We start from the raw sequence: 16,463 nt of genomic DNA, 5'->3' as shown, positions 1-16,463 counted from the left end.
GCGAGCGTATCGAGACCACGCACCCGGGTCTCGATACGCTCCCTCGTCGCTACTCGACCAGCGACACCCGCTACGGGGTCACGATGTCGAACGACGGGTCGCCGGCATCGAGCACGCCGAGCAGCGTCGGCATCGCTCCGGTGTAGCCCGAGTCCTGGAGGACCGGCGACGTCACGTCGCCGGTGAGGCGGAGCTTCCTACGGAAACAGCAATATTGCCCAGTTGACCACCGTAGCCGCCAACGTCAACGTGGTGAATACGACGGTGCTTGCGCGTAAGCGCGTTGAGCGCACAACTACCGCAATGAACGCGGCGCTTGTGAGAGTGAGAATCACGGCCGTTATCCAGAGTTCCGGCATATCGCGCGGATAAGTGGCATCTTCGGTCTGACTTCCGAAGAGTGGGGAGTTTGCGACCCCGATCCGAATAGTGACCCAGATTACCCAAAGACATGGAACGACCGTTCCGAAGAGAAACAGGATGCCTCGCGCCCCGGCTCTCGGTCGGTCGCTGGGAGACCCCCTGTACGAATCTGTAGTCACGGCCCACTTCCTTCTCATGCTGCGGATACACATCGAGCGCAGCCTGCACTGCGACGGAGTACACGACGGTGCCGGCATCGTTGGCGAAGTCCGCGGAACGTACGCGAGCACCGTGTGGCGCCTACTCGACCAGCGACACCCGCTACGGGGTCACGATGTCGAACGACGGGTCGCCGGCATCGAGCACGCCGAGCAGCGTCGGCATCGCTCCGGTGTCGCCCGAGGCCTGGAGGCCCGGGGACGTCAGGTCGCCGCCGAGGAGCGCGATCATGCGCGCTTTCGTGAGCGTCAGCGTGACATCCGCTGATTCTGCATCGGCCGACTTCTCGACGGCGATGAAGACCCCGTTGTGCAACGATGCCCGGTAGTTCGTGCCGAGGTCGGTGAACGTGACGTCCAACGCGAGCGTCAGATCCCACGCCTTCGGCCCGTTCACCGAGATGGCGATCGCGTCGAAGATCTGTTGTGGGCTCAGCTGCCCGACGATCGCGGGGGCGCTCGTCGCGGTCGGCGTCCCGAAGTTGCCGTCCCGCAGCTCGGTCGCTCCAGAGAGGAAGAAGTTGCGCCACGTGCCGTTCTCGGCGCCGTACGCGAGCTGCTCGAGCGTGTCGGCGTACAGCGCCCGCGCGGCCGCGTGCGATTCGTCGGCGAAGACCGCGTGGTCGAGCAGTGTGGCTGCCCACCTGAAGTCGCCCGCGTCGAATGCCGACTGCGCAACCTCGACGACGCGGTCGATGCCGCCGATCGCGTCGACGTAGCGAGTCGCGAGGTTCGACGGCGTGTGCGACCAGAGCCGCGCGGGGTTGCCGTCGAACCAACCCATGTAGCGCTGGTAGATCGCCTTGATGTCGTGGCTGACCGATCCGTAGTACCCGCGAGCGTTCCACGCGTTCTCGAGTGCCGGCGGCAGCTCGAGCATCTCGGCGATCTCGGTGCCGGTGTAGCCCTGGTTCAGCAGCCGAAGCGTCTGATCGTGCAGATAGGCGTAGAGGTCGCGCTGCAGGCCGATGAACTCGACGATGCGCTCGCCGCCCCACGTCGGCCAGTGGTGCGAGGCGAAGGCCGCGTCGGTCTTGTCGCCGAACGTCTCGATCGCCTCGGTGAGGTACGCCGACCACACGTGCGGGTCGCGCACGAGCGCACCGCGGAGGGTCACCAGGTTGTGCAGGGTGTGCGTCGCGTTCTCGGCCATGCACAACGCCCGGTACCGCGGGAAGTAGAAGTGCATCTCGGCCGGCGCCTCGGTGCCGGGCGCCATCTGGAACTCGATCTCGACGCCGTCGATGGTGTGCGTCTCGCCGGTCGTCGTGACCTCCAGCGTCGGCACGATCAGGCCGACCTCTCCACTCGAGGTGGTCTGACCGAGCCCTGCCCCGACCTGGCCCTGCGGACCGCGATCGAGCACTGCGCCGTACATGTATCCGGCGCGGCGCGCCATGGCGGTGCCGGCGTAGACGTTCTCGGCCACGGCATGCCCCACGAACCCCTCGGGGGCGAGCACCGCGATCGTGCCCGCGTCGACTTCAGCCTGGGTCGCGACGCCGAAGACGCCGCCGAAGTGGTCGACGTGGCTGTGCGTGTAGATGACGGCGACCACCCGCTTGGCACCTCGATGCGTGCGGTAGAGCGCGAGCGCGGCGGCAGCGGTCTCGGTGGAGATCAGCGGGTCGATGACGATGACGCCGGTGTCGCCCTCGACGAAGGTGATGTTCGAGAGGTCGAGCCCGCGCACCTGGTAAATGCCCTCGACGACTTCGTAGAGACCCTGCTTGGCGACGAGCGACGACTGCCGCCAGAGGCTGGGGTTCACCGTTGTGGGGGCGTCGCCGGAGATGAACGCGTAGCTGTCGTTGTCCCACACGACCCGGCCGTCGGCCGCGTGCACGACTCCGGGCTCGAGCGCGCCGAGGAACCCGCGATCGGCGTCGTCGAAGTCCTGCGTGACCGAGAACGGCAATGAGCTGCGCAGCGCGTGATGCGCAGCCTCGATCGATGCGGATGCGGGCTTCTGGTCCATGTTCTCCCCTGATCGTCAGTGACTGATCCGACTATGGCACCCTCGCCCCTACCCCGGTAGGGGCGCCGAACGGCTCCACGGGGTGATGATCATCCGGCCGCCGCGTTCCTAACCTGCCTGCGTGGGCGGAAGGGCCGCCCGGATGGGCCGATCATGACCGACACCTTCACCCGTTCGCCCCGGATCGCGCCACCCAGTACGGCGACGCCGCGCACCGGGGCATCCGCCCGCCATTCTTCAGGCGTTGCCCGCGACTCGAGCGTCGACGCGATCCGGGCGCTTCTGCTCGTGGTGGTCTTCGCCCTCCACGCGATGATGGTCGGCGTGAGCGTCGGCCCAGACGGCCCCGTGCTGCAGAACGCACTCGAGGGGCAGGCGTGGTTCGGCCCCGTGAGCTGGGTGGTGCAGATCATGCCGCTCTTCTTCATCGCCGGCGGATTCTCGAGCTTCCACCACTGGCGTTCGATGCGCGCACGAGGGGCGAGCGAAGCCGACTACGTGCGGGCACGTCTCGAACGGCTCGTGCGGCCCGCGATCGCACTCGTCACCGTGGTCGGCGGCGCGCTCGTCGCCCTCAGTCTCGCCGGGCTCGCGCCCGAGCTCGTGGCGACCGCAGGGTTCCGCATCGGCCAGCCGTTGTGGTTCCTCGGCGTGTACGTGCTCACCTCGGCGCTCGTGCCCGTGATGGTGCGCGCGCATGAACGGGCACGGGTGCTCACCCCGATCGCTCTGCTCGCAGGAGTCGTCGCCGTCGACGTGCTGCGCATCTCGACCGGCGTCGAGGAGATCGGGTTCCTCAACCTGCTGCTGGTGTGGCTGCTCGTGCAGCAGCTCGGCTTCCACCTCGCCGACGGCAGTGTCGACCGGCTCGCACGCACCACGCTCTGGGGCGTGGCCGCGGCATCCCTCGCGCTGCTCGCCGTGCTGACCCTCGCCGGGCCCTACTCACTCGACATGTACGTGAACCTCAACCCGCCGACCGTGTGCCTCGTGGTGCTCGGCATCGCCCAACTCGCGCTCTTCCAGCTGGCACGCCCCAGCATCAGGGCATGGGTCGAGCGAGCGGATGCCTCGCGGCTGATCTCGGCCGTCGGCGAGCGCGCGATGACCGTCTACCTGTGGCACCTGCCCGTGCTGATCCTGCTCGCCGGTGCACTGCTCGTCGCGAACGCCGGATTCGGGCTCCCCCTTCCCGAACCGCTGAGCGTCGAGTGGTGGGCGAGCCGGGCGCTCTGGCTGAGCGTCGCCGCGGCGGTCGTGGTGCCCGTCACCCTGGTGTTCGCACGATTCGAGCGATCGAAGGCGGCGGGGCGCACAACGTCGGCCGCGACATCCGCCGTTTCGGCGCCCGGCTCGGCGCCCGTTTCGGCGCCCGCGTCGACGACGCCGACCGCATGGTCGACCGCGATCGATGCCGTCTGCGGAGCCGCCGGCGTCGCCGTCGTGCTCGTGACCGGGTTCGGCCCGGTGCAGGCCGTCATCTCGCTCGCGCTGCTCGTGGTCGCGCTGCGCGGCAGTGCGACCGTCTGGGCGGCGGTTCAGCGCGGGTCGCACCGCAGCGGAATCGCGCTCGCGACGACGGCAGCAGCGACGGCAGCGGCGCCGGCAGCCGCGACCGCGTAGATCGCGCCCGCGCGATGCCGCGGCATAGACTGCCATCGGGGGAATGACCGGCGATGCGGGCGCGATTGCGCGCGAGTCGCCCGCAGCCGGCGTCGGCACATCGTCGATGTCGCGTATTCCGCACGCCGCACGTCGGGCGGCAGCTCGAACATACGCAGTGCATACGAGGGGAATGTCTTGTCTATATCGACCAACACGCAGGATGGCGTCACGGTGTTCTTGACCTCCGCCACGCAGGCGGACGTCCATGCCGACGGCTCCGTCGTCGGCATTCAGGCCGATGACAGCGGTGCGTTGCGCGACCGCGTCGTCGCCTTCGTCCAAGATCGCGCTCAGCGCCTCGGAACCCCGGCGACCGCCTCGCTCATCGACGACTCGTCGCACTGGACCCTGACCGTCGAACCCGATGGGCGGGTCACCGAAGCACCCGCCGCGCTGCCGCCCGGCGGATACACCGAGGCGACGCCGACCTCGACCGCTCCGATTCCGATCCTGCCGCAGAACCTCTCGGTGCCCGTCGTGGTCGCTCCGCCTCCCGTGTCTGCTTCGGCCGCCACCACTCGGCCGGCGCAGGCCGGCTTGGTCACGGCGTCGCCTGCTCCGGCCGGCCAGGTCCGGGCGGCACCGGCTCGTGCCGGCATCCCGACGCCTGCTGCTGCCGACGCCAAGCCGCACCGCCCGACGGTCGACGACCTGCTCTCGAGTCGCCCCCGGGTGCGCCCGCTGCGCGCGACGACCGGGTGGCAGGGGCGCGTGCGCCGGCTCAGCGGCGGCCTCATCTCGCCGAAGCCGAGCACCGTCGAGCAGACGAAGCACGAGCAGACGACTCGCGTGCAGAAGCGGCTCGACGGCCCGCGCACGATCGTCGTGCTGAACCCGAAGGGCGGGGCGCACAAGACGACGAGCACGCTGCTGCTCGCCGCGACGTTCGGCAGGCTCCGCGGCGGCTCGACCCTCGCGTGGGACAACAACGAGACCCGCGGCACCCTGGGCTGGCGCGCCCAGCACACGCCGCACCACCGCACCGCCGTCGACCTGCTGGGCGACCTCGAGCGCTTCGAGAACCCGAGCGTCGCGAGCCTCAGCCAGCTCGACGACTACGTGCGCACGCAGGTCGACGCCCGCTTCGACGTCTTGGCCTCCGATGAGGATGCCGCGGCGACATCCACCATCGACGACGCGGCGTTCGACCGGCTGCACCGAACCCTCTCGCGGTACTACCGACTCCTCGTCGTCGACACCGGCAACAACATGCGGGCCTCGAACTGGGTTGCCGCCGTCGCCGCGGCCGATCAACTCGTCATCGTCTCGACGGTGCGCGAAGACACGGCGGCGAGCGCGGCGTGGCTGCTCGACGGCCTCGCCGAGAAGGGCTTCGGCGACAAGGTCGACCGGGCCGTCACGATCCTGACGTCGCCGTCGGAGAAGCCCGACCGCGAGCTCGAGCAGCGCCTCACCGACCACTTCGGGGCGCTGACCGCCGCGGTCACGACGATCCCCTACGACGACGAGCTCGTCGACGGCGGCACGATCGACTTCGAGGCGTTGTCACCCGAGACCCACGGCGCGTGGCTCAACGCCGCCGCCGTCGTCGCCGACCAGCTCTGAGCCGGCCTCGCTTGCGGGAGGCGAATAGGAGCTGGCTATCTGACCTCGAAGTTCGCCATCATTGCCATGTCCTCGTGCTCGAGGTTGTGGCAGTGGAAGACGTACTTTCCGGGGTATCCGTCGAATCGGATGGCGATCTTGGCCTGTTCGCCCGGGTTGAGGTCGATCGTGTCCTTCCATCCGGAGTCGAATTGCCCCGGCCCCTCGGCGCCGCGCTCGAGCACCTGGAAGGGGTTCAGGTGCAGGTGCACCGGGTGGTGGAAGTCGGCGAACAGCTCCCAGACCTCCACGGTGCCGAGCACTGCGGTCGCGGCGATGTCGTCGGGGCTGAACGGCTTGCCGCCGATGAGCCAGCCGTGCATGTCGCCGACCTCTCCTTCACGGAACTGGAACGAACGCCTGACCACCGCGTCTTCAGCGCGCAACGGCTCGATCGTGGAGAGCCGGTCGGGTACGACGAATGCGTCATCGATCCGGTCACCGACGACGAACTGCATCACCTCGCCCATGCGGCCGCTGTCGAAGTCGTTGCGGAGCGTGACGATGGTGCCCGGTGCGTAGGCGCCGAAGTCGACGATCACGTCGAAGCGCTGAGCGGGCGCGAGGACGAGGTGGTCGTGCGTTTGCGGGGATTCCAGCAGGCCGCCGTCGGTACCGATCTCGATGAAGCCGCCGGGGAGCGGCGGGTCGAGTCGAAGTGAGAGGCGCCGGGCGTTCGAGGCGTTCAGCAGTCGCAGTCGGTGGTGTGCGCCGTCGACTTCCGCCACCGGCCAGGGCGTGCCGTTGACGAGCATGACGTCACCGAGCACCCCGGCGATGTAGTCGCCGGTGACGCCGGGCGTGTGCACGAGCGTCGGGTCGCTGCTCGGATACTTCAGCGAACCGTCGGCGGTGAAGCTCCGGTCGAGGATCATCAGCGGCAACTCGCGCTCCCCGGCGGGGAGCCCGAGGGCCTCCTCCTCGTCGTCACGGTGGAGATGGAACCCGGCGAGGCCCCGCCACACGCTCGGGCCGGTGAAGTCCATGCGGTGATCGTGATACCAGAGGGTCGCCGCACGCTGGTCGAGTGGAAAGGTGTAGTCACGCTCGCCGTCGCTGGTATCGCCGACCATCGTCATCGCCGAGTCGTGCCCGGAGGAGATGTGGTCACGACTGCCGAGCTGTCGGTCGTAGCCGCTGCGGTCGACCGGGTAGACGAAGTCGATCGGATAACCGTCGCTGGCCATCGGCGTGCGACCCCCGTGCAAGTGCACGACCGTCGGCAACGGCAGTTCGTTGACGTGTGTGACGACGGCCGTGCGCCCGCGACGGCTCTCGATCGTCGGCCCTGGGAACGAACCGCCGTAGGTCCACAGCTCGGTCTGCAGGCCCGGGACGATCTCCGCGGACGTGATCTGCTGCGTGACCCGGTAGTAGTCGGTGTCGGCATCGCTCCGCACCGGCGCGAGCACCGGCGGAATCGTCAGACGGCGCTGGAACGGCTTCGGGAGAGGCAGCTGACTGGTCAGCAGGTTCCCGGTCGAGGTCGGTGCGCCGCCGAGGCTCAGTGCGATGGGCACCCCCACCCCGACTGCGACGACCCCGCCGAAGACGCCGCCGATGAACAGCCGCCGGTTGATCGGTCGAGTCACCGCCTCCACCAGGCCCACACCGTCAATGCCGCCGTCAGCATGATCACGGTCACGCCGAGCGGGATGTGGAGCGCGAGCACTGAGCGGAACCCGGCGAACGCCTGCAGCGACATCAATCCGACCAGACCGACCGTCGCCGCAATCGGCCACCACGGTCCGCCCCCGGGCCAGCGCACCAGCACGGCCGCGATGACGCAGACCAGCGTCGCCACTCCCGTGACGATCGCCATGTCGCGATGCGTCGCGAGCGCCGGGTACACCCCCGCCATGAACTGACCGGCCAGCACCGCCTGATCGAACATCAGCACAGCCGTCACCGCCAGCGCGAAACGCAGGAACCACACCGGCCACCGTCGCCCGCTGCGGGGCGCGTCATCGGGAGAAGACATGATGGGAAGCCTATCGAATTAGATCCATTTGGAACAATTCGCATGTGGATCAATGTGCGAGAGAATGGAAAACATGAGCGATGACGGCGGGCGAGTGTCGATCGAGGTGGGTCTCCTGCTCCACCGGGTCTACACACTGGCCACCCAGCAGTTGAACACCGCGCTTCGACCGACGAGCCTGACGAACAGGCACGTCACGGTGATGTTCCTGATCCGCGACGGCGTGCACACTCAACGCGACCTCGTTGCGCGCCTGATCACCGACAAGACCGGCATGGTGCGCATGATCGACGACCTCGAACGACTCGGATACGTCTCCCGGACGCAATCCACCCTCGACCGCAGGGTCACCATTCTCGGATTGACAGACGATGGAGACCGAGCCCTTCGTGCGGCGCAGCAGCACACGCAGCGCGTGGCCGATGAGCTGTTCGGAGCCGTCGGCCCACACGACATGGAAACCTTGAAGTCGATCCTGGAACGCATCCTGCAGCCCACCCCGGGAATGGAGTCATGACCGGCGAACCGATCACCGTCTCGATTCGGCGCGAGGTCGACCCCGAACGCATCGCCGAGGCGACCGCGTGGGTGCAGACCGGCGTGAACCTCGCCGCCAAATACCCGGGCTTCCTCGGTTCGGGCTGGGTGCGCGCCGGCGAGGGCTCGCAGGTGTGGCACATGCTCTACCGCTTCGCGAGCGAAGAGACCCTCGAAGCATGGGAACGCTCGACCGAGCGCACGTGGTGGCTCTCGATGGGCGAGGGCTTCGTGCGCTCGGAGCGCAGCAAGCGGCGCACCGGCATCGAGGGCTGGTTCGACGACCCGGCGACGGGGTCGGTTCCGGTGGCGGATGCCGCGGCATCCGATGCCCTCGATGAACTGCCGCCCGCACCGCCGCGGTGGAAGCAGGCGGTGACCATCTGGCTCGGCTTCTTCCCGGTGAACCTCGCCTTCACCCTGCTCGTCACCTCGTTCGTGCCCGGCTGGGACGACCTCGCCGTCGTCTGGAAGGTGCTCATCACGACGCTCCTGCTCACCCCGGTCATGACCTTCTGGGCGCTGCCCTTCGTCACGCGCATGCTGCGGCGATGGCTCGCGCCGCACGCGCGCTGAGCCATCGCTGCGCCCTCGCTGAGCCATCGCCGCGCCCTCGCTGAGCCATCGCCGCGCCCTGAGCCTGTCGCAGGGCCACCCACTCGACGAGCTCAGCGAGCAGACGCGATCAGCGGATGCCGCGGATGCGCCGTGACAGCAGCGCCGCCGCCTCTCGCACTCCCGTGACCGCCTGCGCTTCGAGCTCCGGCCGCGCATCATCGGGGAATGTCACGGCGATCGCGGCCGCGGGCCATCCGAGATGGTCGACGACGGCGACGCCCACCGAGGCGAGGCCGCCGGTGACCTCGCCGTCTTCGGCGGCGAACCCCGCTTCGCGCACGCTCGCGAGCACGCGTTTCAGGCGACCGTAGCTCCACTCCGCGGCATCCGGAGCGCCCTCGTTCACGCGTGAGGCGAACGCAGCCCGGTCGGGGTAGAGCGCGCGGAGCTGCGCGGGTGGCAGCTCGGCGAGCATCGCCCGGCCCGTGGCGGTGAGGTGGGCGGGCAGGCGCACACCGACGTCGGTGACGAGCGACGGGCGCCGCGGGGCGCGTTCCTCGACGAGGTAGAGCACGTCGCGCCCGTGCAGCACGGCGAGGTGTCCGCTCTCGCCGAGGAGGTCGACGAGGGCCGCGACGAGCGGGCGGCCGAGGCGCGCGAGCGGCTGCTGGCGCGAGAACCCGCTCGAGAGTTCGAACGCGGCGATGCCGAGACCGTAGCGACGCTCCTCGGGCAAGTGCACGACGAATCCGCGCTGCTGCATCACCGCGAGCAGGTGGTACACCGTCGACCGCGGAAACCCGAGCGCGTGCGCGATCGTCGCAGCGGGCACCGGCCCGCGCTGCGCGGCGAGATGCGCGAGGATCGCGAGCGTCTGGTCGGCCGCCGGCACCTTGACTCCTCCGCCCGTGCCCGCCTTCGGTGGCAGAACGACGGATGCATCGAGAGTGCGCGAATTGTCGCTTCGGGGCGAGGATTCCGACATCTTGTGCACTTTCGATGATGAGCGCGGACCGTGGACCGTGGACGGAGGATCGGCCGAGCGGATGCGCCCAGCCTACGCTTCGTCTGGGATACCGGACGGCGAGGGGGCGCACGGTGTTCCCGCGCGCGCGAGGGCGGTGTGGAATCGGATGCATGAGCAGCATCGACCCCGCAGCCGACCGCGCCCGCGCCGCGGCATCCGACGCCGTCGGCACCGGCACCGGCACTGGCACTGGCACCAGCACCGTCGACACCAGCACTGGCGACACCATCACCGTCGGCACCGGTCCGCTCGGCATCGGCGAGGTCGTCGCGGTCGCCCGCCACGGGGCATCCGTCGTGCTCGACCCCACCGCGCTCGACGTCGTCGCCGCGAGCCGCTCGATCATCGAAGGCCTCGCCGCCGACCCCGAGCCGCACTATGGCATCTCTACCGGATTCGGGGCCCTCGCCACGACCTTCATCGCCGAGGACCGCCGTGCCCAGTTGCAAGCGAGCCTCGTGCGCTCGCACGCCGCCGGCTCGGGCGCCGAGGTCGAGACCGAGGTCGTCCGCGCGCTCATGCTCCTGCGACTCTCGACGCTCATGACCGGCCGCACCGGCGTGCGCCGCGAGACCGCCGAGACCTACGCGGCGATTCTCAACGCGGGTATCACCCCGGTCGTGCGCGAATACGGATCACTCGGATGCTCCGGCGACCTCGCACCGCTCGCGCACTGTGCGCTCGTGGCGATGGGCGAGGGAGAAGTGCGCGTGGATTCCGTTGGTCGAGTAGCGAGCGCCAGCGAGCGTATCGAGACCGGTTCGGGTGGTCTCGATACGCGTCCTCCTGCGCCGGGCGCTACTCGACCAGCGGGCGGGGCGCCGGGCGCTACTCGACCAGCGGGCGGGGCGCCAGGCGACCTCATGCCCGCGGCCGAGGCCCTCGCCGCCGCCGGCATCACGCCGCTCCGCCTCGGCGAGAAGGAGGGCCTCGCCCTCATCAACGGCACCGACGGCATGCTCGGCATGCTCGCCCTCGCGATCGACGACCTGCGGATGCTCCTGACCACCGCCGACATCGCAGCGGCCATGAGCGTCGAAGGACTCATGGGCACCGACGCCGTGTTCGCCGAAGACCTGCACCGGCTGCGGCCTCACGCCGGCCAGGCGGCATCCGCTGCGAACCTGCGACGACTGCTCGCCGGATCGCCGATCGTCGCGAGCCACAAGGGCCCCGAGTGCACCCGGGTGCAAGACGCGTACTCGCTGCGCTGCGCCCCCCAGGTGCACGGCGCCGCTCGCGACACGCTCGCGCACGCGGCATCCGTCGCCGATGCCGAGCTCGCGAGCGCGATCGACAACCCGGTGCTCACCCTCGACGGGCGTGTCGAGTCGAACGGCAACTTCCACGGGGCGCCGGTCGGGTACGTGCTCGACTTCCTCGCGATCGCGGTGGCGGATGTCGCGTCGATGAGCGAGCGGCGCACCGACCGGTTCCTCGACCGTGCGCGCAACCAGGGCCTGCCGCCATTCCTCGCTCACGAGGTGGGCGTCGACTCGGGACTCATGATCGCGCAGTACACCGCCGCAGGCATCGTGAGCGAGCTGAAGCGACTCGCGGTGCCGGCATCCGTCGACTCGATCCCTTCATCTGCGATGCAGGAGGACCACGTCTCGATGGGCTGGGCGGCAGGGCGGAAGCTGCGCCGTGCGATCGACGGGCTCGCGCGCGTGCTCGCGATCGAGGTCATGACTGCGGCGCGCGGCCTCGCCCTCCGGGCACCGCTCGTGCCCGGGGCCGCTACCGGCGCTGTCGTGTCGCTCATCGCGCAAATCGGCGCGGTACCCGGCCCCGACCGATTCCTCTCCCCCGAGATCGAAGTGATCTCGGCGATGACTGCACGGGGAGATGTGCTGATGGCGGCGGAATCCGTCGCCGGAGAGCTCGACTGAGCCTCGAAGAGGCGGTTGTGTCACCCCCTGGGCGATGAAAGACTGTTGGGAGTCCGGCTCCGGAGCCGGATCGAACGGAACCCTATGTCGAGATTCGTCGCCGGCCTGAAACATCCTCTCCGAACGCCGGGCGCTCGGAATGAGAGGGTTGCCCTCGCTGCGGCCGCGGTTGCCGTTCTGGTCAGTTCGCTGTCGGTGAGCCCCGCGTTCGCGGAGGAGCCAGTGCCGGCGCAGACCTCGACTGCGACCGCGCCTGCTACCGAGGGTCTGTCGACGGACGACGGTTCGGCGACGGAGACTCCAGCGACCGAGCCACCAGTCACCGAGCCTCCCGCGACCGAGCCACCAGCCACCGAGCCACCTGAGACCGAGCCACCTGAGACGCCGGAGCCGACCGAGTCGCCAACCCCGACGCCGGAGCCGACCGAGACGCCAGAGCCGACTGAAACGCCGGAGCCGACCGAGACGCCGACTCCAACCCCCACCCCGACCCCCACGCCCGAGCCGCCCGCTCCGACTGCACCCGTCGCCGCACCTCGTGGCCCGCTGCTCATCGGCGACGGCCCGTACGCGCGCATCTCGACGGGCGCCGACCCCCAACTCGGTGCACTGCTCTCCGCCCGCACGGCGATCGACCGGGCGACGGCCGAGCTGCAGACGGCCGAGGCCGAACTCGAGACGGCGCAATCGACGCGCGAGGTCGCTCGTTCCCTCGCCGAGCAACTGGAGGAGAGGGCTGACGAGGCGAACGAAGCGGCTGCCACCGCCGCGAGCATCTACGTTGCGGCAGCACGGGGAGGCGACGCGTCGCTGACCTCGATGAGTGCGGCATTCGGCTCGGGCAAAGACTTGCTCGCGGGCCTCGGCGGAGTCGCACGCGTCAACCAGATCACCGGCGACGCCGTGAAGTTGCAGAAGCTCGCCGAGAAGCGCGCCGATGAGTCCGAGCTCGCCGAAGAGCAGTCCGCGACCGCCTGGAGCGACGTCGACGCCGTGCCGGTCGAGTCGGCTCAGAGCACGCTTGCCGCAGCCGAGGTCGACGTGGCATCCGCCCGCCAAGACTTCTCCGGCCTGCAGACGAGAGTCGCCGCCTCGAGTGTCGCCATCCTCGACTCCCTTCCGCGCGATGCGGGCCAGCTGAGCGAACAGGGCTGGGCTTCGCCGGTGACCGGCCACGAGACCGACGGGTTCGGCCCGCGGCCCGACAAGCCACTCGCGGGTGTGAACGAATTCCATCGAGGCACGGATGTCGCGGCCGGCTGCGGCTCGCCCGTCTTCGCCGCGACGGGCGGTGTGGTCGTCGAAGCCCGCGCCAACGGCACCTACGGCAACTGGATCCTCGTCGAGCACGGAGCCGGGGTCTCGACCGGCTACGCGCACCTGGTCGACGGCGGCATTCTCGTCGAGCCCGGCGAGACCGTGACGGCCGGCCAGCTGATCGGCGCCGTCGGCTCCACCGGCGCCTCGACCGGCTGTCACCTGCACTTCGAGGTGCGCATCGACGGTATCGCGATCGACTCGGTGCCCTTCATGACGGCCCGCGGCATCGCACTCGGCTGAGGTCGTTCGTCTGGAATCCCAGACGCATCGCTCGCGACATCCGTTGTCGTCGCCCTGCGCGTGAGCGAGCATCGGAACATGACCGACGCACCCATCGAAGCCCCGACCTCTCTGCCGACGGCTGATACAGGGGGCGGGCGTACCGCCCGCACCGAGGCTGGTCGACGTGTGCGCGCCGCCCGCGGCACCACCCTCACCGCGAAGAGCTGGCAGACCGAGGCGCCGCTGCGCATGCTCATGAACAACCTCGACCCCGAGGTCGCCGAGCGCCCCGAAGACCTCATCGTCTACGGCGGCACGGGCAAGGCCGCGCGCAACTGGGAGTCGTTCGACGCCATCGTGCGCACGCTCGAGGGGCTCGAGGCCGACGAGACGCTGCTCGTGCAGTCGGGCAAGCCCGTCGGCGTCTTCCGCACGCACGAGTGGGCGCCGCGCGTGCTCATCGCCAACTCGAACCTCGTCGGCGATTGGGCGACGTGGCCCGAGTTCCGCCGGCTCGAGCAGCTCGGCCTCACGATGTACGGCCAGATGACCGCCGGCTCGTGGATCTACATCGGCACGCAGGGCATCCTGCAAGGCACCTACGAGACGTTCGGCGCGATCGCGCGCGCGCGCTTCGACGGGAGCCTCGCCGGCACCCTCACCCTCACCGGCGGCTGCGGCGGCATGGGCGGCGCGCAGCCGCTCGCAGTGACGATGAACGAGGGCGTCGTGCTCATCGTCGACGTCGACGAGACGCGGCTCGCGCGCCGCGTCGAGCACGGCTACCTCGACGAGCTCGCCGGCGACCTCGATGACGCCGTCGCACGGGTGCTCGGGGCGAAGGCCGAGCGCCGCCCGCTCAGCGTCGGTGTCGTCGGCAATGCGGCATCCGTGTTCCCCGAACTGCTCGCCCGCGGCGTGGCGATCGACATCGTCACCGACCAGACGAGCGCGCACGACCCGTTGTCGTACCTACCCGAAGGCGTGAGCGTTGCGGAGTGGCATGAGCTCGCGGCATCCGACCCCGAAGCCTTCACCGACCGCGCCCGTGCCTCGATGGCCAAGCAGGTCGAGGCGATGGTCGGCTTCCTCGATGCCGGCGCCGAGGTCTTCGACTACGGCAACTCGATCCGGCGCGAGGCAGAGCTCGGCGGGCTCGCGCACGAGCGCGCGTTCGCGTTCCCGGGCTTCGTGCCCGCCTACATCCGCCCGCTCTTCGCCGAGGGCAAGGGGCCGTTCCGCTGGGCGGCGCTCTCGGGCGACCCGGCCGACATCGCGGCGACCGACCGTGCGATCCTCGAGCTCTTCCCCGACGACGAGCACTTGCGCCGCTGGATCATGAAGGCCGGCGAGAAGGTGCGCTTCGAGGGCCTGCCCGCCCGCATCTGCTGGCTCGGCTACCAGGAGCGCCACCTCGCGGGGCTGAAGTTCAACGAGATGGTCGCGTCGGGCGAGCTGAGCGCACCCGTCGTGATCGGCCGCGACCACCTCGACTCGGGCTCGGTCGCGAGCCCGTACCGCGAGACCGAGGCGATGGCCGACGGCTCCGACGCGATCGCCGACTGGCCGCTGCTCAACGCGCTGCTCAACACGGCATCGGGTGCGACCTGGGTGTCGATCCACCACGGCGGCGGCGTGGGCATCGGCCGCTCGATCCACGCCGGGCAGGTCGTCGTCGCCGACGGAACACCGCTCGCCGCCGAGAAGATCGCGCGCGTGCTCGTGAACGACCCGGGCACCGGTGTCATGCGGCACGTCGATGCCGGCTACGACCGTGCCGTCGAGGTCGCCCGCGAGCGCGGCCTGCGCGTACCTATGCTCGAGTCATGAGCGACGGGGCTGCCGCGGGGCGCATGCTGCTGACGAACATCGGCGAGCTGGTCACGAATGACCCGCTGCCCGGGCGCGAAGGCGGCCCGCTCGGCATCATCCGCGATGCGGCAGTGCTCGTCGACGACGGCCGCATCGCCTGGGTCGGCCCCGCGGCGGATGCTCCGGGGGTGCTTTCGCGCCAGAACTCGACCGATTCGGGGGGAATCCGGCGCGAAAGCACCCCCGGAACGAAGCAGCTCGACGCCGGCGGCCGCGCCGTCATCCCCGGCTTCGTCGACAGCCACACGCACCTCATCTTCGGCGGTGATCGCGCCGAGGAGTTCGCCGCACGCATGGCGGGCCGCCGGTACGAGGCGGGCGGCATCCGCTCGACCGTCGCCGCGACTCGGGCTGCGACCGACGACGAACTGCGCACGCGCCTTGCGGGCTTCGTCGACGAACTGCACGGGCAGGGCACGACCACCTTCGAGATCAAGAGCGGCTACGGCTTGAGCGTCGAGGCAGAGGAGCGACTCGTGCGCCTCGCCCGCGAGGTCACCGAGGAGGTCACATTCCTCGGCGCGCACGTGGTGCCGGCCGAGTTCGCCGACAACCCCGACGCCTACGTCGACCTCATCGTCGGCGAGATGCTCGCCGCGTGCGCGCCGTACTCGAAATGGGTCGACGCGTTCTGCGAGCGCGGCGCCTTCACGGCCGAACAATCCCGGCGGGTGCTCGAAGCGGGCGCCGCTGCCGGACTCGGCGTGCGCGTGCACGGCAACCAGCTCGGGCCGGGCGAGGGCGTGCGGCTCGCGGTCGAGCTCGGCGCCGCCTCCGTCGACCACTGCACCTACCTGAGCGATGCGGATGTCTCGGCGCTCGCTGCGGGAGGCACCGTCGCGACCCTGCTGCCGGGCGTGGAGTTCTCGACGCGCCAGCCCTACCCCGATGCGCGACGCCTGATCAACGCCGGGGTCACCGTCGCCCTCGCGAGCGACTGCAACCCGGGCTCGAGCTTCACGAGCTCGATGCCGTTCTGCATCGCCGTCGCCGTGCGCGACATGGGCATGACGCCGGCTGAGGCGGTGTGGGCGTCGACCGCGGGCGGGGCAGAGTCGCTCAGGCGAACGGATGTCGGGGCGATCCGCCCGGGCGCACGAGGCGACCTCGTCCTGCTCGACGCGCCGAGCCACGTGCACCTCGCCTACCGGCCGGGCGTGCCGCTCGTCGCGCGTGTCTGGAAGGACGGCGAGGTCGTCGCCGGGGCGTGACGCCGCGGCATCCG

The 16,463-nt window shown here is 69.9% G+C and carries 12 protein-coding genes; 8 read left to right on the top strand and 4 right to left on the bottom strand.

The window, feature by feature from the left end; all coding sequences use genetic code 11:
* Nucleotides 1-684 precede the first annotated feature (684 nt).
* The gene (locus AC1C2R_RS10685) at nucleotides 685-2,559 is read right to left on the bottom strand and encodes an alkyl/aryl-sulfatase (RefSeq protein ID WP_495379881.1); all 1,875 of its coding nucleotides are present in this window, start codon (nucleotides 2,557-2,559) and stop codon (nucleotides 685-687) included.
* Nucleotides 2,560-2,712: 153 nt separating this feature from the next.
* Here AC1C2R_RS10685 and AC1C2R_RS10680 point away from each other — a divergent pair, with 153 nt between their 5' ends.
* Together AC1C2R_RS10680 and AC1C2R_RS10675 are read left to right on the top strand one after the other, a co-directional pair.
* Nucleotides 2,713-4,182, top strand: a complete 1,470-nt coding sequence (locus AC1C2R_RS10680) for an acyltransferase family protein (RefSeq protein WP_495379880.1) — start codon at nucleotides 2,713-2,715, stop codon at nucleotides 4,180-4,182.
* A gap of 177 nt (nucleotides 4,183-4,359) precedes the next feature.
* Complete coding sequence (locus tag AC1C2R_RS10675) at nucleotides 4,360-5,790, top strand: MinD/ParA family ATP-binding protein (protein WP_495379879.1); 1,431 nt, start codon at nucleotides 4,360-4,362, stop codon at nucleotides 5,788-5,790.
* A gap of 35 nt (nucleotides 5,791-5,825) precedes the next feature.
* Here AC1C2R_RS10675 and AC1C2R_RS10670 read toward each other — a convergent pair whose 3' ends face one another.
* Both AC1C2R_RS10670 and AC1C2R_RS10665 read right to left on the bottom strand, forming a co-directional pair.
* Complete coding sequence (locus AC1C2R_RS10670) at nucleotides 5,826-7,421, bottom strand: multicopper oxidase family protein (protein WP_495379878.1); 1,596 nt, start codon at nucleotides 7,419-7,421, stop codon at nucleotides 5,826-5,828.
* Complete coding sequence (locus AC1C2R_RS10665) at nucleotides 7,418-7,810, bottom strand: hypothetical protein (RefSeq protein ID WP_495352452.1); 393 nt, start codon at nucleotides 7,808-7,810, stop codon at nucleotides 7,418-7,420. The genes AC1C2R_RS10670 and AC1C2R_RS10665 overlap by 4 nt, the downstream gene beginning before the upstream one ends.
* Before the next feature lie 73 nt (nucleotides 7,811-7,883).
* Here AC1C2R_RS10665 and AC1C2R_RS10660 point away from each other — a divergent pair, with 73 nt between their 5' ends.
* Nucleotides 7,884-8,327, top strand: a complete 444-nt coding sequence (locus AC1C2R_RS10660; RefSeq protein WP_495352451.1) for a MarR family winged helix-turn-helix transcriptional regulator — start codon at nucleotides 7,884-7,886, stop codon at nucleotides 8,325-8,327.
* On the top strand, nucleotides 8,324-8,923 hold the full coding sequence (locus AC1C2R_RS10655; RefSeq protein ID WP_495352450.1) for an antibiotic biosynthesis monooxygenase: 600 nt from the start codon (nucleotides 8,324-8,326) through the stop codon (nucleotides 8,921-8,923). Before AC1C2R_RS10660 ends, AC1C2R_RS10655 begins: the two co-directional genes overlap by 4 nt.
* Nucleotides 8,924-9,032: 109 nt before the next feature.
* Here AC1C2R_RS10655 and AC1C2R_RS10650 read toward each other — a convergent pair whose 3' ends face one another.
* The gene (locus AC1C2R_RS10650; RefSeq protein WP_495379877.1) at nucleotides 9,033-9,890 is read right to left on the bottom strand and encodes an IclR family transcriptional regulator; all 858 of its coding nucleotides are present in this window, start codon (nucleotides 9,888-9,890) and stop codon (nucleotides 9,033-9,035) included.
* Nucleotides 9,891-10,042: 152 nt separating this feature from the next.
* Here AC1C2R_RS10650 and hutH point away from each other — a divergent pair, with 152 nt between their 5' ends.
* The 4 genes from hutH to hutI all read left to right on the top strand — a co-directional run bounded on the left by hutH (nucleotide 10,043) and on the right by hutI (nucleotide 16,449).
* Nucleotides 10,043-11,824 carry a histidine ammonia-lyase gene (gene hutH, locus AC1C2R_RS10645; protein WP_495379876.1) on the top strand — a complete coding sequence of 594 codons (1,782 nt, stop codon included), beginning with the start codon at nucleotides 10,043-10,045 and terminating at the stop codon, nucleotides 11,822-11,824.
* 222 nt (nucleotides 11,825-12,046) lie between these two features.
* A complete protein-coding gene (locus AC1C2R_RS10640; protein WP_495379875.1) occupies nucleotides 12,047-13,384 on the top strand; it encodes a M23 family metallopeptidase in 1,338 nt (445 codons plus the stop codon).
* 78 nt (nucleotides 13,385-13,462) lie between these two features.
* Nucleotides 13,463-15,196, top strand: coding sequence for a urocanate hydratase (gene hutU, locus AC1C2R_RS10635; protein WP_495379874.1), 1,734 nt, complete (start codon nucleotides 13,463-13,465; stop codon nucleotides 15,194-15,196).
* Nucleotides 15,193-16,449 carry an imidazolonepropionase gene (hutI, locus tag AC1C2R_RS10630; RefSeq protein ID WP_495379873.1) on the top strand — a complete coding sequence of 419 codons (1,257 nt, stop codon included), beginning with the start codon at nucleotides 15,193-15,195 and terminating at the stop codon, nucleotides 16,447-16,449. The genes hutU and hutI overlap by 4 nt, the downstream gene beginning before the upstream one ends.
* The last annotated feature ends 14 nt before the right edge of the window (nucleotides 16,450-16,463 follow it).

It is taken from the genome of Agromyces sp. Y182 (genome assembly GCF_059445385.1).
The sequence above is the reverse complement of the archived record's forward strand: the minus strand, read 5'-3'. Positions and strand labels throughout refer to the sequence as shown.